This is a genomic window from Sivoneniella epilithica UHCC 1019 (genome assembly GCF_040830845.1).
GTDB lineage: Bacteria > Cyanobacteriota > Cyanobacteriia > Leptolyngbyales > Leptolyngbyaceae > ULC077BIN1.
In genome coordinates this window covers 48,042-66,331 of sequence record NZ_JBFPDP010000004.1, presented here as the reverse complement: position 1 = coordinate 66,331, position 18,290 = coordinate 48,042, and the positions used below count along the sequence as shown (strand labels likewise).

The window sequence follows — 18,290 nt, the reverse complement described above, 5'->3', positions numbered from 1 at the left end:
TACCTCTATTTGGCTATAGAAAAAATTAGGATGATTACCACCCCAGCGACGCAACCCGTTTAGGGCGTTTCATGCTGTTCATAGGCTGCCACAATTCGCTGTACTAAAGGATGACGCACTACATCCGCTTTGGTTAGGTTACAAAAGGCGATTCCTTCAACGGAGTGCAGCACTTTTTGGGCGATCGCCAACCCCGATGTCTGGTTCTGCGGTAGATCGGTTTGGGTTACGTCGCCCGTCACTACCATCCGAGAGCGAAATCCTAACCGAGTCACAATCATTTTCATTTGGGCAGGAGTCGTATTTTGGGCTTCATCCAAAATCACAAAAGCATTATTAAGAGTACGCCCCCGCATGTAGGCGATCGGTGCCACTTCAATCACGCCACGTTCCATTAAGCCAGGAATTTTTTCAGGATCAATGAATTCATACAGCGCATCATATAGGGGACGCAAATAGGGATCAATTTTTTGCTGCAAGTCGCCGGGAAGAAATCCTAGCTTTTCTCCAGCTTCCACGGCGGGACGAGTCAAAATTAGACGTTCAAATTCGTTATTGAGTAAGGCTTGAACGCCAAGAACAGCCGCCAGAAATGTTTTTCCGGTGCCAGCCGGACCGATGCAAAACGTGAGGTCGTGGGTACGAACCGCTTGAATATATTGCCGTTGTCGAAAGGTTTTAGCGCGAATGTCATATCCACGACGGGTTCTAGCAAGAATATCTTTTTGCAGATCTTGCAGTTCATCTTGCTGCTGAGTTTCGATCGCTTGCTGTGCGGTCAAGATATCGGCACTAGAAATCGGTTTTTCTTGTCCCCAGTACTGCTCTAATGACTGAATCAAACGCTGGCTCAACAAAACTTGGTCAGTGGTGCCAGAAATTAAAAGCTCTTGCCCTCGCAACACTAGCTTTGCTCCCGTTTGTCGAGCAATTAACTTTAAGTTTTCTTCTCGATTACCAGCTAAGGCGATCGCACTAACAACACTGGGTAACTCAATCTTCAATGCCTCTGCCATGCAGTCGGGTTGGCTACTTTAAAGGGTAAGAGCGAATCCTAACATGTTCATTCATCAACCTGCATATCTTTGCTGCGAGGCATCACTCGCTTGGGGCTAGGCACGACCCGGCGAGGAGCGCTAGGGGTTCGTTCTCGCTCAGGTTCGTCCATCGCCGTAGAAGACGGACTACCGTATATATCTAGATGGATAGACTGACCCGCCAACTGAGCGATCGCAGAAAGGACAGTGCGAATTGCCTGAATATTCCGTCCACCCCGACCAAACACTCGCCCTTTGTCAACGCCTTCAAACGCGAGCCGAACCCAAACTCTCGTTTTATTGGGGGATATTTCGCAATCGAGCCGCAGAGCATCAGGCGACTCCAAAAAAGGCTGAACCAAAAATCGGATCAGGCTTTCATAATCTGGAGGTGCTGTCTCGGAAGCATTTACCGCAACGGATTGAGGCATGAAGGTTGAGCTTTAAATTTCAGCTTTGAGTTGATCAAACACATTGGCTCGTCGCAAAATATCACGTACTGTATCAGTGGGCTGTGCGCCTTGTTTTAGACGCTTGATAATACCAGGCACATCCAACTTCACTTCATCTGTTCTAGGGTTGTAGAAACCTAGTTCTTCTAAGGGTCTACCATCACGGCGATCGGCGCTATTCATTAGGACAATCCGAAAGCTAGCTTCCCCCTTTTTTCCAAACCGTTTTAGGCGCAATTTAATCATGCTGATTTTGGTTTTAGTGAGTATAAGTAATGGGATCTGGGCGATTCCTCGTCGGCACACAAAAGGCACCTTACGCAATCACAGATTATCGATCATATCACAGCAAGGATTTTATCAGCGTTTGGGTTAAAGAAAAACAGGACGATCACGCTGTGCAACTCCATTAAATTGCCCCAAACTGTAAAAAGAAACGAGATCGCTGAGCCTAATTTGAGATTAGAGCGATCGATGTATAGAAGCTACTGACCTAGATAGGCTTCTAACACTTCGGGATTGGACTGAATTTCTGCTGGAGTGCCGTCTGCCAAGTTACGCCCTTCTGCCAACACCCAAACGCGATCGCACAGGGACATAATCACATCCATGTTGTGTTCGATGATCAAAAAGGTCATGCCGTCTCGGTTCCAGCCCTGAATGCGATCGCAAATTTGATTAATCAACGTTGGGTTCACACCTGCCGCTGGTTCATCTAGCAAAATCAGCTTTGGATCAGCCATCAGCGCTCGCCCAATTTCCAAGAGTTTTCGTTGTCCGCCTGACAGTGCCCCGGCATACTCATTCATCATGTGCGCCAATCCAATCGACTCTAAGATGTCAAATGCTTTTTGGCGTTGCGCTTTTTCTTCTTGAGCAATTTGTTTTTGCTGAAACCAGGTATTCCAAAACTTTTCTCCAGTTTGCTTTTGGGCAGCCAGCAGCAAATTATCTAAAACAGAGAGCCGAGACAGGACACGAGCCACTTGAAAGGTGCGCACCATGCCCATTCGGGCGATGATGTGAGGCTGGAGGTGATGAATCGGTTCGCCATCAAACAACACTCGTCCTTGATCAGACCGAATCGCATTGGAGAGCAAATTAAACAGGGTTGTTTTCCCAGCGCCATTGGGTCCTACTAAGCCAGTAATACTGCCCTGGGGAACTTCAATCCGGGCGCGATCGACAGCGCAACAGGTGCCCCCAAAGTTTTTGACGAGTCCACTCGCTGCCAATAGGGGCAATTCGATGGGCTGAGAAGGGGTGGATTCATTGACCAAGAGTCAGTTCCTCCTTTTTACCTAAAATGCCTTGGGGTCGCACCATCATCAGGATAATCAGCAGCAAGCCAATGACCATAATTCTAAAAGCGCCCAACCGAGCATCGTCAATACTGGCGGGAATGATAGGAATCACAGAATGTAGGGCTTGCAAGAAATCTGGCAGAAAGCGGGTGGCTGAGTAGTATGCCCAATAAATGATGGCTCCCAAAATCGTCCCAGCGTTATTCCCGGCTCCACCTAACACGACGATGATCCAGGCTTGAAAGGTAATTAAGGGAATGAAGCCATCGGGATTAATGAAAGTTAGGTTCCAAGCATAAAAGGCTCCGGCAATTCCCGCGATCGCCCCACCCAACATCAACGATTGCAGCTTATACCAAAACACATTTTTTCCCAGCGCTCTTGCCACCTCTTCATCTTCTCGAATCGATTTAAGCACCCGTCCCCAAGGGGCATTGACGGATACTTCTAGCCGCCAATACACTATCGCCAGCACCGTGACTAATATCAACATGAGTCCGGCTTTATAGGAATAGTCATAGAGGGCACTGGCACCAATACTATAAATAAACAGCCCCAAAGCAGCAGAGGCTAAGCCGATAAACAACCTTGGAGATTCGTTTGGCGGATGGGCGCGATCGCTTTCAGGCTGAATGGGCGCTGGCGTAGCCTCTCCGATGGAGAATCGCTCCAACGCCGATTTATCAATCCGCCGCGTCCACTTCCATAAATGCCTGCCGCTCACCCCAAAAATGCCTGTCCACAGAGCAATCATGGCGATCTTGCTGCCTATTGTGGGTTGGGTCACATTGGCAAGTGGCAGCGGAAAATTGGCAACGCCAAGAGCACCACGAGTTAACCATTCTTCATTCAAGGCAATCAGCCGAATCACTTCCGATGCACCAATGGTCACAATGGATAAATAATCTTCCCGCAGGCGTAACGTAGTCGTTCCTAGGATCAACCCCAATAATGCAGCAAGTGCCGCACCCATCAATGTGGCAAATATTAATGGCATCCCGTTCAAGCTGAGCATCACAGTCGTGTAGGCTCCCACCGTCATGAAAGCAACATGCCCAAAGTTAAGCAAGCCTGCATATCCCCATTGCAGGTTCAGCCCTAGACTAAACAACGCATAGATGGCTGTAGAAATAATGAGTGTAACGAGATAGCCAACCATACAGGGTTTGGGAAATGATTAGTTGAATCGTATCAGGTTTGGGGAAGGGCGATCGCGTAGGGCAAGGGGCGAATGGCGACTAGTGAGTGGCGAATGGCGTAGGGCATAGGGTGAGTTGAACCTTGCGAAACGCACCATAGACCTAGAGAAACATCAAAAAGGGCGCAGATTAATACGCCCCATGAGAATTGATAATTTTGATACAACCGTCTTAGCTTGCCGCCAAAACTGCCTTTGCCTTCGCCAGCACATTCTCTAAAGTAAAACCAAATTTCTCCATACAGACCCCGCCCGGAGCCGACGCGCCAAAGGAGTCGATGCCAACTACCGCGCCTTGATCGCCCACATATTTATGCCAGCCCATGGTGATTCCAGCTTCCACTGCCACGCGCTTCCTCACCGCTTTTGGCAGAATAGATTCTTTATAAGCAGCATCCTGTGCTTCAAACAAGTCCCAAGACGGCATGGAAACGACCCGCACCTTTTGACCTTCGCTTGTGAGTTGTTCTGCCGCCTTGACGCAAAGATTCACTTCAGACCCCGTGCCAATTAGGATTAGGTCAGGAGTACCGTCACAATCAATCACCGAGTAAGCGCCTTTTGCCACACCGTCGATCGACGATCCAGCCAGATTTGGCAACCCTTGGCGAGACAATGCCAGCAACGTTGGGCGATTTTGATTCGCGTTCAAGACTGCAACTTTGTAGGCTCCAGAGGTTTCGGTGCCATCAGCAGGACGCAACACCGTTAGTTGAGGAATTGCCCGCAGCGATGCGATCGTTTCAACCGGTTGGTGCGTCGGACCATCTTCACCCAATGCCACAGAATCGTGAGTCATCACCCAAATGACGCCCGCTTGCGATAACGCTGAAAGGCGGATAGAGCAGCGCATATAATCGGTAAAGATCAAGAAAGTGGCACCGTAGGGAATTAAGCCGGAACCATGAAGGGCAATGCCGTTGCAAATTGCGCCCATGCCATGTTCCCGGACACCAAAGTGAAGATTGCGATTTTCGTAGTGCCCTGCTTGAAACTCGCCGCTGTTTTCCAGTTCGGTCAGGTTGGAGTGGGTCAAATCTGCCGAACCACCAAAGAGTTCGGGTAAGACAGGAGCTAGTTTGTTCAAGCAGATTTCGGAATGTTTGCGGGACGCTAGGGTTTTGTCTTCTGGTGTGTAAGTGGGTAACACTTTGTCCCAGCCTTCGGGTAGCTTGCCGTTGATTAACCGCTCAAATTCGGCGGCTTCTTGAGGAAACTTGGTTTTGTACTGGGCTAAGGTTGCTTCCCATTCTGCTTCCAGTCCAGCACCCCGCTCAACCGCTTTGCGAGTGTGTGTTAATGCATCTTCAGGCACTACAAACGGTTCGTATTCCCAGCCTAATTTATCGCGAGTCAGCTTAATTTCGTCAGCACCAAATACTGAACCGTGGGCACTAGCAGTACCGGCTTTGTTGGGAGAGCCGTAGCCAATCGTGGTGGTTACTTTAATCATCGTTGGCTTGTCGGTGACGGCTTTTGCTGCTGCGATCGCCTGACCAATTGCGGCTAAATCCGTGTTGCCATCTTCTACATGCAGCACATGCCAGCCGTAGGCTTCAAAGCGTTTGGAGACATCTTCAGTGAACGCAATGTCGGTGGAACCATCGATCGAAATATGGTTGTCGTCGTACAGCGCAATCAGTTTACCCAAACCTAAGTGACCCGCCAACGAGCAAGCTTCCCCAGAAATCCCTTCCATGTTGCAGCCATCACCCAAAATCACGTAGGTGTAATGGTCAACCAGAGTCGCGTCGGGCTTGTTGAACTTGGCAGCGAGGTGAGCTTCAGCGATCGCCAGACCGACAGCATTGGCAATTCCTTGCCCCAAAGGTCCCGTAGTCACTTCCACACCAGGAGTTTCAAAGTTTTCGGGATGTCCAGGAGTTTTTGATCCCCATTGGCGGAACTGTTTAATATCATCCATGGTAACGCTGTCGTATCCCACGAGATACATGAGAGCGTATTGCAGCATACAGCCGTGACCCGCCGACAGCACAAAGCGATCGCGGTTAAACCACTTCGGGTTTTTAGGATTAAACCGCATGAACTGATCCCACAGCACAAACGCCATCGGAGCCGCGCCCATGGGTAGCCCAGGATGCCCCGATTTAGCTTTCTCAACAGCATCTACCGCGAGAAAACGGATTGAATTAATACAAAGTTCTTCAAGTGATTGAGTTACGACAGCCATGATTCCTACTCAGTGATGAATTAGCGCTAAAACAGTTGATAAATAAGACGCTGGGTAAGACAAGCCACCCGATGACTTCTTTGCCTCATCATCCCATCATTAGAGACGGTAGGCAATAATTCCTATTGGTAAAACTAATGATTCTTGGATGAACCGAACAACTCTTCAAATCAGCCATAGAATACAGGTTCGATTGCTGAGCAATCTTTACTTTTAAGCGACAAACTTTTTAAATGCAAGCGTCACGTTATGCCCCCCAAACCCAAAAGAATTGGACAGCGCCACATCGACAATCTGCTCTCGGCTGTGGTTAGGCACATAATCCAAATCGCAATCTGGGTCAGGATTAACCAAGTTAATGGTAGGAGGAACGCGATCGCTGGCAATTGCCATCACTGTTGCCACTGCCTCAATGCCGCCCGATCCGCCCAATAGGTGACCCGTCATAGATTTGGTTGAGCTAACCGTGATTTTATGGGCAGCATCGCCTAACGCTTTTTTGATGGCAGCAGTTTCAGTGGAATCGTTGGCGGGAGTACTAGTGCCGTGGGCGTTGATGTAGCTCACTTGGTTAGGAGTCAGGTTGGCATCTTTCAGACAAAGGGCGATCGCGCGGGCTGCCCCTTCACCACCCGGCACCGGAGAAGTCATGTGGTAGGCATCACAGGTCATGCCATAGCCAATAATCTCTGCATAAATCCGGGCATTACGCGCCAAAGCGTGGTCTAACTCTTCCAGGATCAAAATACCGGAGCCTTCACCCAAAACAAACCCATCCCGATCTTTGTCAAACGGGCGACTCGCATGGGCGGGATCATCATTGCGAGTAGACATCGCTTTGCAAGCCGCAAACCCCGCAACTGATAGAGGAGTGACCGCCGCCTCGGTGCCACCGCAGATCATTGCTTGAGCATAGCCTTGCTGGATTAGGCGGAAGGCATCCCCGATCGCGTTTGAACCTGCTGCACACGCTGTAACTGAACAAGAATTAGGTCCTTTGGCTCCCGTATGAATGGCGGTTAAACCCGCTGCCATGTTGGCGATCATCATGGGGATCATGAAGGGGCTGCACCGATCAGGTCCTTTGGTCAGATAAATTTCCTGCTGATCTTCCAACACTTTCAAACCGCCAATGCCCGTGCCGATCAACACACCGACCTGTTCAGCATTTAGATCATTGATCACAAACTGAGCATCCGCGATCGCCTGTTTACTGGCAGAGACCCCAAACTGGGCAAAGCGATCCATCCGCTTGGCTTCTTTGCGATCTAGATAGGTCAGTGGATCAAAGCCTTTCACTTCCCCAGCCATCCGGCAATCGTGTCGGGAAGCGTCGAACAAAGTGATGGAATCGATGCCGTTGCGTCCACTCATCAAGCCATCCCAATAGTCGCCCACGGTGTTTCCAATGGGGGTAATTGCGCCAAGCCCAGAGACGACAACGCGCTTACGAACAACGTTTGTCATGATTTCAACGTAAAAAGAATAACCTAGGCTAAAAATTAAGCTAAAAAAGTTTTGAGTTATGAATGGTGAGTTTTAATCTGAAATGCTATTTCAAGAAACTCATGACTCATAACTCATCACCCACTGTCTGGTTAGGCAGATGCAGCCGCTTTATTACTGATATAGTCCACTGCCGATTGGACAGTAGCAATTTCCTCAGCCGCTTCATCAGGAATTTCAATGTCAAATTCTTCTTCTAATGCCATGACTAGCTCAACAGTATCAAGGGAATCGGCTCCCAAGTCGTTCGCAAAACTAGCTTGAGGAGTCACCTCTGCGGTATCAACTCCTAGTTGTTCAGCCACAATCTTCTGAACTTTATTGAAAATTTCGTCGCTCATAAGCTCCCTCGCTGAATGCAGTGGCAATAAACTCATGCCGGAGTGTGTACAATGTCCAGACATAAATGGTTTGAACGACGATGGACGCTCTATGCCAGATATATCTATTTTAAGCATCCCACCATCTTAAGCTGAAAGCGCGATCGCTCTGAAGCAGAGTAGACGCTTTCTAGGGTTGACCCAAAAAATTTAAGAATTCGCCAAGTTTCGCATCGTACCATTGATGATGAGAATATCCAGGTTCATTGCTGCTTAGCCAGAAACCAAGGACGCTGCTTAAAAATTCGCCATTCTGCCGAACCTTTGCCTTATGACTCCTAAATCCTTGAGATATGCCTATTTTCCTGGCTGTGTTGCCCAAGGAGCCTGTCGAGAACTGTATCAAAGCACCCAAGCCTTAACTCAAGCCTTAGAGATTGAATTAGTGGAGCTTAAAAAAGCGTCCTGCTGTGGTTCCGGCACTTTTAAAGAAGATTCTCAACTCTTGGAAGACACCGTAAACGCCCGTAATCTAGCCCTTGCAGAAGAATTAAACCTACCTTTGTTGACTCATTGCAGCACTTGTCAAGGCGTATTGGGTCATGTCGATGAACGCCTTAAAGACGCTCAAGCTAAAAATCCAGCTTATGTTGAACAGGTGAATGGATTGCTTAAAAAAGAAGGCTGTTCACCCTATCGAGGCAGCGGTGAAGTAAAACATATTCTCTGGGCACTGGTAGGAGATTATGGCTTGGAGGCATTGCAGGCGAAAGTGACGCGCAAATTGGCAGGGCTGAAGTGCGCGGCATTCTATGGCTGCTATTTACTGCGCGCCCAAGATCGAATTCCCTATGACGACCCCTATAATCCGCAGTCGATGGAAAATGTGTTTCGGGCAGTGGGTGCCACGCCGATTTATTTTCCGGGGCGGACTCAATGTTGCGGTTGGCCACTGGCGAGCTATGCAACTGAGCAGTCGTTTACCATGGCAGGCGGACACATTCAAGCGGCGATCGCGGCTGGAGCCGACTGTCTGGTCACTCCCTGTCCGCTGTGCCATCTCAACTTAGACTCTCGCCAGCCCGAAGTTGAAAAAGTGATTGGCTCTAAGTTAGGACTGCCCATTTTACATTTACCCCAGTTGGTGGCGTTGGCACTGGGTGTTAGTCCTCAAAAACTCGGTTTAGACCGCCACATTATCTCAACAAGCTCTGTTCTTGACAAGCTTCGGTAGAGTGCAAAGTGCGGAATTCGCATAAACAAGGAGAAATAAATAGCCTGTAGAAACTTTCAGTTCCGCCTTTCTACAGGCTATTTGACTTTTCCAAGAATTTTCAGACGCGATCGCAGAGCAAACTATCGAACTCCCAGATAAGTTCTCGTAAACCAGTTTTTCACCTTGGCAATACTGGGCATTCCTGCTTCATCAATCTGAGCAGAAAAAGAGACTCCCAATAACGCCGCAAAATCAACATCGGACATTTGACCAGCCTGATGCTTTTCAAAAGCATCCACGACTGTAACTAATTCATCGACCGAAAACGAATAGCCCTTTTGAGCAGCAAACTCAGCAACCACTGGAGCGCGCTCACCTTTCAATGCCTCCGACTCAGCAGGGTCTAAATCTGCTTCGCTGCTAATATTGCCATCTCCAACGCCCAATAGAGTTTCAAGCTGCTGGCGCAGAGCTTCGTCTTCCGCAGTCTTCTGCATAAACTTCAAAACCGTTGCAGTAGCCATGTCGAGTTAATGCTCCACTCGTTTTAAACGCCAATATCATATCAAGGGTTTTTCGGATAGCCAGCATTCTTTATTTTCATATAAGGCTTTGGCGAATGGCGAACTCAAAACTCAAAACTCTTGATTTCTCTATTACGTTGTTTAAACTTTTACAGCGGTTCATCGAGCGTGTCTCAGACGTTAAGGTAAACTGACCTTCATCCAAGGTTTGGCGGCGCTCTGCTGTCGAACCGATGGGCTAATAAATATTGCGAAGTGTCAAGCAATCATTGGAGCCTTTAATAACATGTCTCATAGCGTCAAAATTTATGACACCTGCATTGGCTGCACCCAATGCGTTCGTGCTTGCCCTACAGATGTCCTAGAGATGGTTCCCTGGGATGGCTGTAGAGCAGGGCAAATTGCCTCTTCTCCTAGAACGGAAGATTGTGTTGGCTGCAAACGTTGCGAAACGGCTTGCCCAACTGACTTCCTAAGCATTCGTGTGTATCTAGGTGCCGAAACGACTCGCAGTATGGGTCTGGCTTACTAAACAGTGGATCTAGTGCGTTAACTTTAGTGCGATCGCTTTAATCCATTGGTTTATTCATAATTCAGACTTACAAAGAAAGAGGGTATCGCTCCCTCTTTTTTATTCTTTAAACAGTCCTATTTACGAAATTAGTCCTATTTACTGAATTGCTTTCATCAAAAATTCTGCTATCTCAATTAACTGTTTTTTATTAAAAGCGTCTAGTAGCGCTCTGGCAGCAGCGCGAGGCTCTAAAGGAATAGAAATTTGCTGAGTGCGGGTTGACCCATTTTGCTCAGATGCTTTCGGAACCGTTAATGCTGGGGATTGAGCGATCGCTGAAACGGGCGCAAAACTCACCGTTGGGGCAAGTCGTTGCAGGGGATCACTGGGAATAATTTCGCTCGATCGCCCCGTAACGAGTAAATCACCCGCTAGTTTGAGTTCTTTAATAATCAGCGGTGCCAGTAAAGAATAGGAACTTTGAGAATTGGCGATCGCGTCTTGAGCCACTTCTAACAACCCTCGCCAAGCGGAACAATTGCTGAGTTGCCCCATGCGATCGCACAGCCTAGAGAGTTGCTGACGACACACTGGCGTGTCGCCCTGTTTAAATAAGTGCAACATCTTCCTTAAAGCTGCGTTGATAAAGGCAGGCGCTTCAGCACTAACCTTAACCACCACCACCGCTTTATTGGACTTATTTTTGATTAAATGCTGTAAATACGCTTCAACTTCTACAAACGCTGGCTGGGCATCTTGCACAATCTGCTCTGCTTGTGCTTCTTGAAACCCAAATGGAGATTGAAGGGCTTCGACCAACTCTTTCAGCACATCAAACACTTTTAGAAACAAGTTTTCTAGCTGGCGATCGGGCTTAACTGGGTTTTCCTTGAGAATCTTAAAAGCATCTTCTAAGTGATGAGCCGTTCGATGGATGCTGTCAAAGCCGAGCATTGCGGCACCCCCTTTTACCGAATGAGCCGCTCGAAACACTTCATTCATCTGTTCCGAATCCGCCAAGGTTGCCTCTAGATTGAGCATTCCTTGTTCGATCGTATCGAGATGCTCCTTCGCTTCCTCGATAAAGAACCCCATAATTTGCTGTTGTTTCGTCGCTTGCACAACCCAAATCCTCTGAATGTTACCGTTGTACGAGCCACAGAGATCGCAATTCCTCCGTTGTCTCTCGTTTTTAATGTTCCCCTATTGGGTCGCTTTTTATCGACTACTACCTAGAAAATCTAATGATGCAGATTAATGACCTAGTGAATTATGACGGGGGCTGTCATTGCGGCACCGTGAGGTTTCAGGTGAAGGCAAACCCCAAGCAAGATGAAGTTTCAGACTGCAACTGTTCTATTTGCCGAAAAAAAGGATTTCTCCATTTAATTGTGCCGCTGGAGCAATTTACGCTGTTACAGGGTGAAGAAGCTTTGACAACTTATACCTTTAATACGGGCATTGCAAAACATCTCTTTTGTCGAATTTGTGGAATTCACGCTTTTTATCGTCCGCGATCGCATCCCCACATGATAGATGTTAACCTTCGCTGTTTGGATGCAAACGTTCTTTCCCAATTTTGCATCACCCCATTCGACGGTGAAAACTGGGAAGCCAATGTGCATCACATTCAGGAGAAAGATTAACGGTTAGTGTAGAGTTCAGACTTCGGAGTTCAGACTTCGGAGTTCAGATTTCGCCACTCGCCACTCGTCATTCGTCATTCGGCACTCGCCCTTCGCCCTTATTCCTGTTCTTCTATCTTTGTCTTCTCCTCCACAGGCTTGTTATTGAAGACGACCTCTGGAGTAAATGGACGATTGATTTGGGTCAAAGCCGCATTGGGTTCTGTTTGGGATAGGTGCCGTGCCAAGTTTACAAAGTCTGAAGGAATCATCACAATAGTAGTCGTGTTGTTTTCAGCCCCAATTTCGGTCAACATTTGCAGGCGGCGCAGTTCTAAACCCGTTGGGTTGGCGCTAATCGTTTGAGCCGCTTGAGCCAGTTTTTGAGAGGCTTCTTGTTCAGCAGCAGCTTTGATGATCCGCGCTCGTTTTTCACGAATGGCTTCGGCTTCTTTTGCCATTGCCCGCTGCATACTGGTCGGGATTTCTACGTCTTTCATTTCCACCCGCTCAATCACAATGCCCCACGGCTCCGTGATTTCATCTACAATTTCCTGGACTTTGACGTTGATTTTGTCGCGATTTTGCAGCACATCATCCAAAATGTTTTGCCCAACTACGTTGCGAAGGGTCGTTAACGCAATTTGGTAGACCGCCATTTCGTAGCTTTCTACGCGGTTTATTGCTTTGGCTGGATCGAGGATTCGGTAGTAGAGAACAGCATTGACTCGAATGGTTACACTGTCGGCAGTGACGGTTTCTTGTGGCTCAATGTTGACGGTTTTGGTGCGAACATCAACCTGCATTTTTTGGTCAACCCAGGGCACAATCCAATACATGCCAGGTCCTAAAACGCCGCGCGATCGCCCCAGCCGAAAAATTACCCCGCGCTGATATTCGCGATCGAGCTTAACCCCGCTGACTGCCAAAATCATCAGTGCGCCAATAAACAAACCAACTAGACTTCCCATGGCAATTCAATCCCTTGCGATAGCTCTATTTTAGAAAGCCTATCTGGGATTAATCTAAAGATTTATATGGGCGGACAGAGGGGGAAGGTTTGTTCGCGTAGCGTTTCCGCAGGAAATATTTTGAGTTTTGAGTTTTGAGTTTTGAGTTTTGAGTTTTGAGTTTTTAATTCGCCACTTACCACTTGTCACGTTCCTCTTGCCACTTGCCTCTCACCTCTTGCCTCACTTCCCTACAGTGATTGAACTTGCTTCACAGGCGATCGCGCCATCAATCACCTCAGGAACGGCAGGTGCCAAAGTCGAGGGTTGAGCGCTTTCACAGAGGATAGTTGGCATTTCTACCGCATTAGCACTGGCTGAGTTCGCCAAAACTGCGCTGACGTAGCTTTTCAGTTTTTCGGTTTTAGGAACGGCGGTTAACTTTGCCTGAGTTTGATCAATGACCGTCAGTTTATAGGTATAGTAAGCGCTTTTAGGAATGGAGGCTTGCTCCAAATCTGCCAAACTAGACGCAAAACGACCATTGGTTTGATAAAACAATTGCTGCGCTTTGCCTAGATTAGTTAGGTAGTCTTTCACCTGATTTTGCTGTACCACAATGGTTAGATCGGTGAGCGATTGGGTGGTGTGTTGAGGATGGGTGATTGCGGGCACCATGGCGGTGGGGAAAGATGCCTTGGGAGTTGCACGAGCCGTTGGGGGCTTAGGAATAGCAGCATTGGTAACGGCTGCCACAATCCCACCGGAAGCAAAAGCGATCGCTGCCATTCCACCCAACACCATCCATTGATTGGAAGGATTAATTTGTAAAAGCAACCGCTGCACTATGGGCGGCATGGGGAGTGAGCGCGCGATCTCTGAAGGCAGTTTTGGTTCCGTTGAACTGGCTTTAGGAAAGAACTTATTTGCCAAGGCAAAGCCAGAAACATGCTGAATCATTCGCTGCGTCCAAGAAGAGTCGCTAGGTGTAGCAGGATGCGAGTCTGACCTTAAGGCTTGGCTTGATGCCAAATCTAAGGTAGGCATCGGTTCACGGGGCGCAGAACTTCCGAGTTGAAATTCTTCTGTCCAGAATGGGGATCTCCCTGCTTTTTGGGCAGACACTTTGACCTTACGAATGGATGCCGTCCCTAATGCACCAACGCCGCTACGAATAAAACTCACGATCGCCGCTTGATTTAACGGCTTCTCTGATTGCACCTCGATTCGCAAACAATCATCAGTCAATTGCGCGGTCGTCGTCACGCCTTTTGGTTCCAAAACCGAGTTCATTAGTGCCGCGATCGCTTGAGGATTTCCTTGTTTCGCCAGATTAATTAATTGGGATTGAGTCACCATAAAAGATGCCAAAAGCAGGAAGTAAAATGCACTTCCAAAATACTCGCAAACTCTTAAATTGAACTAAATTCATTTGCTCATGATACCCCTGCAACGGTTGCTCAATCATTATTTTAGATAGCATTTGAACCGTAAAACTCATCAGGAAACTGCTCGTCTCACTCTGTAGTCGGCTGCAATATTTCAGCCCGGAGGACATTTAATGATCCCAGTTTCTGCCCTATCTCAGCCAGAGACAATCGCACCCAATAGCTCGTCCTGGCTCAAGCACTTTCGTAAAAAGTGCGATCGCCTATTGCCCATTCCCTGGAATGACAGCTATTCATTAACTGATGCAGAAATAAGGTTGATCAGCCACTCCATTCAAACCTTTCAGTTGGGTGAAAGTTCAGAAGGAAACCACCTGATGAGAGTGTCGCGCCAGTATGCTGAGCAAACGGGCGATCCTTATTGGGTGGAAACAGTCAAGCTCTTTATTGGTGAAGAACAGCGTCACGCCAGAGATCTTGCCCGTTTTATGACTGCCCAACAAATTCCTTTGGCACAGAAGCAATGGACAGACACCTGGTTTCGCAAACTCCGGCGGTTGGCAAACCTAGAAATGGCGTTCATGATGCTATTCACAGCAGAGTTGATTGCTACCCTCTACTACCCAGCATTAGGACGAGCCACGCGATCGCCTATCCTGTCCGCTCTATGCACCCAGATTGTCTACGACGAAACCCAGCACGTTTGCTTTCAAGCCGAGTCACTTCAACGCATTCGCCGCACTCATCCCAAATGGCGACTTTGGGCGACTGATACGCTGTACTGGATATTTTTTCGAGTCACTGCGATCGCGGTTTGGCTGGATCACTCCCCCGTGCTAAAAACTGACGGTTACTCCTTGCCGAGTTTCTATCAAGCAGCCTGTAATGCTTTAGGTAGGAGGCAAAAGGCGATGGGCAAGAGGCAAGAGGCAAAAGGCGATCAGTAAAAGGCGATCAGGAATCGCTTATCTTGGTGCCCATTTCGCCTTACAATTTTGGCAATCACTCTTTGCCCTTTCCGTTTCACCAGTTTTTATGAGTATTGGCTACCTCGCGCTCGTTCTCCACGCTCATCTGCCCTTCGTGCGGCACCCAGAGAGCGATTACGTCCTCGAAGAAGAGTGGTTATTTGAAGCCATCACCGAAACTTACATTCCCCTCATTCAAGTTTTTGAAGGTTTAAAGCGCGATGGCGTAAACTTCAAGCTCACCATGAGTTTGACCCCCCCGCTCATCTCCATGTTGCTCGACCCGCTTTTACAAGAGCGCTACAGCGAACATCTTGCCAAACTGGAAGAATTAACCGAACTGGAAGCGGAGCGAAACACGTTCAACGGACATTTGAAATATTTATCAGAACACTACGCCAAAGAATTTAATCAGGTTCGCATCACCTGGGAACGTTACAACGGCAACTTAGTTAAAGCCTTCAAACAATTTGCCGACAGTAACAACTTAGAAATCATTACCTGCGGCGCAACCCACGGCTACTTTCCGCTAATGAAGATGTATCCCCAAGCAGTGTGGGCACAAATTCAGGTGGCGTGTGAGAATTACGAAGAAAACTTTGGACGCAAACCCAACGGTATTTGGCTGCCGGAATGCGGGTATTACGAAGGTGTGGAGCGGATGCTGGCAGATGCCGGACTACGCTACTTTCTCACCGATGGGCACGGGATTTTGTATGGTCGTCCTCGTCCCCGATTTGGCACCTATGCTCCTGTTTACACTCAATCTGGGGTGGCAGCCTTTGGACGTGATCACGAGTCATCTCAGCAGGTGTGGTCATCGGAAGTGGGCTACCCCAGTGCGCCAGAATATCGGGAGTTCTATCGCGATTTGGGCTGGGATGCCGAGTATGAATACATCAAGCCCTACGTCATGCCCAACGGTCAGCGGAAAAATGTGGGGATTAAGTATCACAAAATTACTGGGCGCGGCTTTGGGTTGAGCGATAAGGAGCTATATGATCCTCACTGGGCACGGGAAAAAACCGCTGAACATGCGGGAAACTTTATGGTGAATCGGGCACGGCAGGTGGAGCATCTCTACGGCATGATGCAGCGGAAGCCGATTATTGTGTCGCCCTATGACGCAGAACTGTTTGGGCACTGGTGGTATGAAGGACCTTGGTTTTTAGATTATCTGTTCCGAAAAACCTGGTTCGATCAGAGCAGCTATGAAATGATCCACTTGGCAGACTACCTGCGGGAAAATCCGACTCAGCAAATGATTAATCCAGCGCAGTCTAGCTGGGGCTATAAAGGATTCCATGAATATTGGCTGAATGAAACCAATGCCTGGATTTATCCCCACTTGCATAAGGCAACCGAGCGGATGATTGAGTTGGCAAAGCGGGAAGCGGTGGATGAATTGGAGCGGAAAGCCCTGAATCAGGCGGCACGTGAATTATTGCTGGCGCAGTCTTCGGATTGGGCGTTTATCATGCGGACGGGAACGATGGTGCCCTATGCGGTGCGGCGCACTCGATCGCACTTAATGCGATTCAACAAGCTCTATGAAGACATTTTGCAAAGCAAGATTGATTCAGGCTGGGTGGAAAAGGTAGAAGCGATCGACAATATTTTTCCTACCATTAACTACCAGGTCTATCGACCGCTCTAAGCCGCTTCACCCATTCACTGCAATCCATCAAAAAGGCTACATCAAAAAATAGGTGGGGCAAGATTGGGCATCAAATTCTAAGCTTGCATCGTCTGAAATGGGAGGGTTTAGCCAAGCGTTGGAGCGGTTAGCAGAATCGCGATCGCAATCAACTATTTTTTCTGAGTCACCAGAGGCGATCGGTGTAGTAGCACCCTGCTCAATTTCTTTGTTCCAATTCCAGTAGGTGTAAGCGAAGTTTTCCATCAGAGGGTTCCACACTTTATAAATGGCTCATGCGATCTACAACACAGGTGACGAAGTAATATCCGAAAATTTCACTGTCAAAAAGATCGCTATTATTTCAAACACTGGGTCGTTAGCGTTATCTTATCCTTCCAGGATAGGGGGTCACACCCCTCAGATGAGTGATTCGTTATAAAAGTTCCCGATCGAATCCATTCATGAATTTGATAGCTTGAATGGATGAAGCAGAGGTCAGTATAGTGAATTCATTAGAGCGATTTCGAGGGTGCTTGTTAGGGTTGGCGGCTGGTGATGCGGTCGGTACAACCGTTGAATTTCAGCGGCGTGGTTCATTTTCACCCGTGACAGATATGGTGGGCGGCGGTCCTTTTAACCTCAAGCCGGGTCAATGGACAGACGATACATCGATGGCGCTGTGTCTAGCTACCAGTTTGATTGAGGTGGGCGGATTTGATGCTGTGGATCAGATGAATCGGTACTGTCGCTGGTATGAGCAGGGTTATCTAAGCAGCACGGGCGAATGTTTTGATATTGGCAATACTGTTAGCCAAGCTTTGCAGCAATACAAAATATCTGGCAATCCATTCAGTGGCTCAACAAATCCCAAGTCTGCGGGGAATGGCTGCTTGATGCGATTGGCACCCGTGCCGATGTTTTCCTTTCCCGATCGCGATCGCGCGGTGCACTTTTCTGGCGAGAGTTCTCGCACAACCCACGGTGCAGCAGAATGTCTTGACGCAAGTCAGTTATTTGGCGAGATGATTTTTTGTGCCCTCGCAGGAGCCAGCAAAACCGAGATCCTGTTTGGGCAGGATGGAATGAGAATCGGATCGCCAACTATTCAAGCGATCGCGGAGGGTGAGTATCGCAGTAAAACAATCGATCAGGTTCGTGGCACGGGCTATGTCGTAGAAAGCCTGGAAGCGGCACTGTGGTGCTTTTGGACAACGGCAACGTTTGAACAAGCCATTCTTGCTGCCACTAATTTGGGCGACGATGCAGATACCACCGCCGCCATTTGTGGTCAACTTGCAGGAGCGCATTATGGAGAATTCGGCATTCCAGCCCATTGGCTAGCACAGTTGATCCTGCGCCAAGAGATTACTGAGCTTGCTGATCAGCTACATGGTGCCACCATGCCATGAGTGAAGGGGTGGAGGAGAGAGTTTTGAGTTTTGAGTTTAGTACTCTGCA

Annotated in this window: 19 protein-coding genes; 6 read left to right on the top strand and 13 right to left on the bottom strand. The window is 48.3% G+C overall.

Translation table 11 applies throughout. The annotated features are described in order from the left end of the window. Positions 1-59: 59 nt before the first annotated feature. The 8 genes from AB3R30_RS03930 to acpP form a co-directional block, all read right to left on the bottom strand. Positions 60-1,016: a PhoH family protein gene (locus AB3R30_RS03930; protein ID WP_458647838.1), complete on the bottom strand. Its 957-nt coding sequence runs from the start codon at positions 1,014-1,016 to the stop codon at positions 60-62. Between the two features lie 47 nt (positions 1,017-1,063). After that, positions 1,064-1,468, bottom strand: a complete 405-nt coding sequence (locus AB3R30_RS03925) for a KH domain-containing protein (RefSeq protein WP_458647837.1) — start codon at positions 1,466-1,468, stop codon at positions 1,064-1,066. 12 nt (positions 1,469-1,480) lie between these two features. Next, positions 1,481-1,735 carry a 30S ribosomal protein S16 gene (gene rpsP / locus AB3R30_RS03920; protein WP_458647836.1) on the bottom strand — a complete coding sequence of 85 codons (255 nt, stop codon included), beginning with the start codon at positions 1,733-1,735 and terminating at the stop codon, positions 1,481-1,483. Positions 1,736-1,974: 239 nt separating this feature from the next. Further along, a complete protein-coding gene (locus tag AB3R30_RS03915) occupies positions 1,975-2,769 on the bottom strand; it encodes an ABC transporter ATP-binding protein (protein WP_458647835.1) in 795 nt (264 codons plus the stop codon). Next, the gene (locus AB3R30_RS03910; protein WP_458647834.1) at positions 2,759-3,952 is read right to left on the bottom strand and encodes a branched-chain amino acid ABC transporter permease; all 1,194 of its coding nucleotides are present in this window, start codon (positions 3,950-3,952) and stop codon (positions 2,759-2,761) included. Before AB3R30_RS03910 ends, AB3R30_RS03915 begins: the two co-directional genes overlap by 11 nt. A gap of 211 nt (positions 3,953-4,163) precedes the next feature. Continuing rightward, on the bottom strand, positions 4,164-6,182 hold the full coding sequence (gene tkt, locus AB3R30_RS03905; RefSeq protein WP_458647833.1) for a transketolase: 2,019 nt from the start codon (positions 6,180-6,182) through the stop codon (positions 4,164-4,166). 213 nt (positions 6,183-6,395) lie between these two features. Beyond that, positions 6,396-7,649, bottom strand: a complete 1,254-nt coding sequence (fabF, locus tag AB3R30_RS03900; protein WP_458647832.1) for a beta-ketoacyl-ACP synthase II — start codon at positions 7,647-7,649, stop codon at positions 6,396-6,398. 131 nt (positions 7,650-7,780) lie between these two features. Further along, a complete protein-coding gene (acpP, locus tag AB3R30_RS03895; RefSeq protein WP_458647831.1) occupies positions 7,781-8,029 on the bottom strand; it encodes an acyl carrier protein in 249 nt (82 codons plus the stop codon). 310 nt (positions 8,030-8,339) lie between these two features. Between acpP and AB3R30_RS03890 the strand changes: the two genes are divergently transcribed. Then, positions 8,340-9,242, top strand: coding sequence for a CoB--CoM heterodisulfide reductase iron-sulfur subunit B family protein (locus tag AB3R30_RS03890; RefSeq protein ID WP_458647830.1), 903 nt, complete (start codon positions 8,340-8,342; stop codon positions 9,240-9,242). A 122-nt stretch (positions 9,243-9,364) separates the two neighbouring features. On the opposite strand, the gene AB3R30_RS03885 is transcribed toward AB3R30_RS03890, so the two are convergent. Then, positions 9,365-9,748: a hypothetical protein gene (locus tag AB3R30_RS03885; RefSeq protein ID WP_458647829.1), complete on the bottom strand. Its 384-nt coding sequence runs from the start codon at positions 9,746-9,748 to the stop codon at positions 9,365-9,367. A gap of 286 nt (positions 9,749-10,034) precedes the next feature. Between AB3R30_RS03885 and psaC the strand changes: the two genes are divergently transcribed. Then, positions 10,035-10,280 (top strand): photosystem I iron-sulfur center protein PsaC, encoded by a 246-nt coding sequence (gene psaC / locus AB3R30_RS03880; protein WP_171572613.1) that lies wholly within the window; start codon positions 10,035-10,037, stop codon positions 10,278-10,280. A 138-nt stretch (positions 10,281-10,418) separates the two neighbouring features. Here the strand turns inward: psaC and AB3R30_RS03875 are convergent, their stop codons facing one another. Continuing rightward, positions 10,419-11,384: an Hpt domain-containing protein gene (locus tag AB3R30_RS03875; protein WP_458647828.1), complete on the bottom strand. Its 966-nt coding sequence runs from the start codon at positions 11,382-11,384 to the stop codon at positions 10,419-10,421. A gap of 122 nt (positions 11,385-11,506) precedes the next feature. Between AB3R30_RS03875 and AB3R30_RS03870 the strand changes: the two genes are divergently transcribed. After that, positions 11,507-11,908 (top strand): GFA family protein, encoded by a 402-nt coding sequence (locus AB3R30_RS03870; RefSeq protein ID WP_458647827.1) that lies wholly within the window; start codon positions 11,507-11,509, stop codon positions 11,906-11,908. A gap of 98 nt (positions 11,909-12,006) precedes the next feature. On the opposite strand, the gene AB3R30_RS03865 is transcribed toward AB3R30_RS03870, so the two are convergent. Together AB3R30_RS03865 and AB3R30_RS03860 are read right to left on the bottom strand one after the other, a co-directional pair. Next, the gene (locus AB3R30_RS03865) at positions 12,007-12,858 is read right to left on the bottom strand and encodes a slipin family protein (RefSeq protein ID WP_458647826.1); all 852 of its coding nucleotides are present in this window, start codon (positions 12,856-12,858) and stop codon (positions 12,007-12,009) included. Between the two features lie 222 nt (positions 12,859-13,080). Beyond that, the gene (locus AB3R30_RS03860) at positions 13,081-14,196 is read right to left on the bottom strand and encodes a type IV pilin-like G/H family protein (protein WP_458647825.1); all 1,116 of its coding nucleotides are present in this window, start codon (positions 14,194-14,196) and stop codon (positions 13,081-13,083) included. A 202-nt stretch (positions 14,197-14,398) separates the two neighbouring features. On the opposite strand from AB3R30_RS03860, the gene AB3R30_RS03855 reads away from it, so the two are divergent. Continuing rightward, positions 14,399-15,172, top strand: coding sequence for a hypothetical protein (locus AB3R30_RS03855; RefSeq protein ID WP_458647824.1), 774 nt, complete (start codon positions 14,399-14,401; stop codon positions 15,170-15,172). Between the two features lie 88 nt (positions 15,173-15,260). Next, entirely contained in the window at positions 15,261-16,850 is a 1,590-nt protein-coding gene (locus tag AB3R30_RS03850) for a glycoside hydrolase family 57 protein (RefSeq protein ID WP_458647823.1), read from the top strand. A gap of 36 nt (positions 16,851-16,886) precedes the next feature. Here the strand turns inward: AB3R30_RS03850 and AB3R30_RS03845 are convergent, their stop codons facing one another. Next, positions 16,887-17,096 (bottom strand): hypothetical protein, encoded by a 210-nt coding sequence (locus tag AB3R30_RS03845; RefSeq protein WP_458647822.1) that lies wholly within the window; start codon positions 17,094-17,096, stop codon positions 16,887-16,889. Between the two features lie 239 nt (positions 17,097-17,335). On the opposite strand from AB3R30_RS03845, the gene AB3R30_RS03840 reads away from it, so the two are divergent. Continuing rightward, the gene (locus tag AB3R30_RS03840) at positions 17,336-18,241 is read left to right on the top strand and encodes an ADP-ribosylglycohydrolase family protein (protein ID WP_458647821.1); all 906 of its coding nucleotides are present in this window, start codon (positions 17,336-17,338) and stop codon (positions 18,239-18,241) included. The last annotated feature ends 49 nt before the right edge of the window (positions 18,242-18,290 follow it).

What these genes read in the sequence shown, in the direction of transcription:
- AB3R30_RS03930 (WP_458647838.1), bottom strand. Translation starts at nt 1,016, where the DNA reads ATGGCAGAGGCATTGAAGATTGAGTTACCCAGTGTTGTTAGTGCGATC.
- AB3R30_RS03925 (WP_458647837.1), bottom strand. Translation starts at nt 1,468, where the DNA reads ATGCCTCAATCCGTTGCGGTAAATGCTTCCGAGACAGCACCTCCAGAT.
- rpsP (WP_458647836.1), bottom strand. Translation starts at nt 1,735, where the DNA reads ATGATTAAATTGCGCCTAAAACGGTTTGGAAAAAAGGGGGAAGCTAGC.
- AB3R30_RS03910 (WP_458647834.1), bottom strand. Translation starts at nt 3,952, where the DNA reads ATGGTTGGCTATCTCGTTACACTCATTATTTCTACAGCCATCTATGCG.
- tkt (WP_458647833.1), bottom strand. Translation starts at nt 6,182, where the DNA reads ATGGCTGTCGTAACTCAATCACTTGAAGAACTTTGTATTAATTCAATC.
- fabF (WP_458647832.1), bottom strand. Translation starts at nt 7,649, where the DNA reads ATGACAAACGTTGTTCGTAAGCGCGTTGTCGTCTCTGGGCTTGGCGCA.
- acpP (WP_458647831.1), bottom strand. Translation starts at nt 8,029, where the DNA reads ATGAGCGACGAAATTTTCAATAAAGTTCAGAAGATTGTGGCTGAACAA.
- AB3R30_RS03890 (WP_458647830.1), top strand. Translation starts at nt 8,340, where the DNA reads ATGACTCCTAAATCCTTGAGATATGCCTATTTTCCTGGCTGTGTTGCC.
- AB3R30_RS03885 (WP_458647829.1), bottom strand. Translation starts at nt 9,748, where the DNA reads ATGGCTACTGCAACGGTTTTGAAGTTTATGCAGAAGACTGCGGAAGAC.
- psaC (WP_171572613.1), top strand. Translation starts at nt 10,035, where the DNA reads ATGTCTCATAGCGTCAAAATTTATGACACCTGCATTGGCTGCACCCAA.
- AB3R30_RS03870 (WP_458647827.1), top strand. Translation starts at nt 11,507, where the DNA reads ATGATGCAGATTAATGACCTAGTGAATTATGACGGGGGCTGTCATTGC.
- AB3R30_RS03865 (WP_458647826.1), bottom strand. Translation starts at nt 12,858, where the DNA reads ATGGGAAGTCTAGTTGGTTTGTTTATTGGCGCACTGATGATTTTGGCA.
- AB3R30_RS03860 (WP_458647825.1), bottom strand. Translation starts at nt 14,196, where the DNA reads ATGGTGACTCAATCCCAATTAATTAATCTGGCGAAACAAGGAAATCCT.
- AB3R30_RS03855 (WP_458647824.1), top strand. Translation starts at nt 14,399, where the DNA reads ATGATCCCAGTTTCTGCCCTATCTCAGCCAGAGACAATCGCACCCAAT.
- AB3R30_RS03850 (WP_458647823.1), top strand. Translation starts at nt 15,261, where the DNA reads ATGAGTATTGGCTACCTCGCGCTCGTTCTCCACGCTCATCTGCCCTTC.
- AB3R30_RS03845 (WP_458647822.1), bottom strand. Translation starts at nt 17,096, where the DNA reads ATGGAAAACTTCGCTTACACCTACTGGAATTGGAACAAAGAAATTGAG.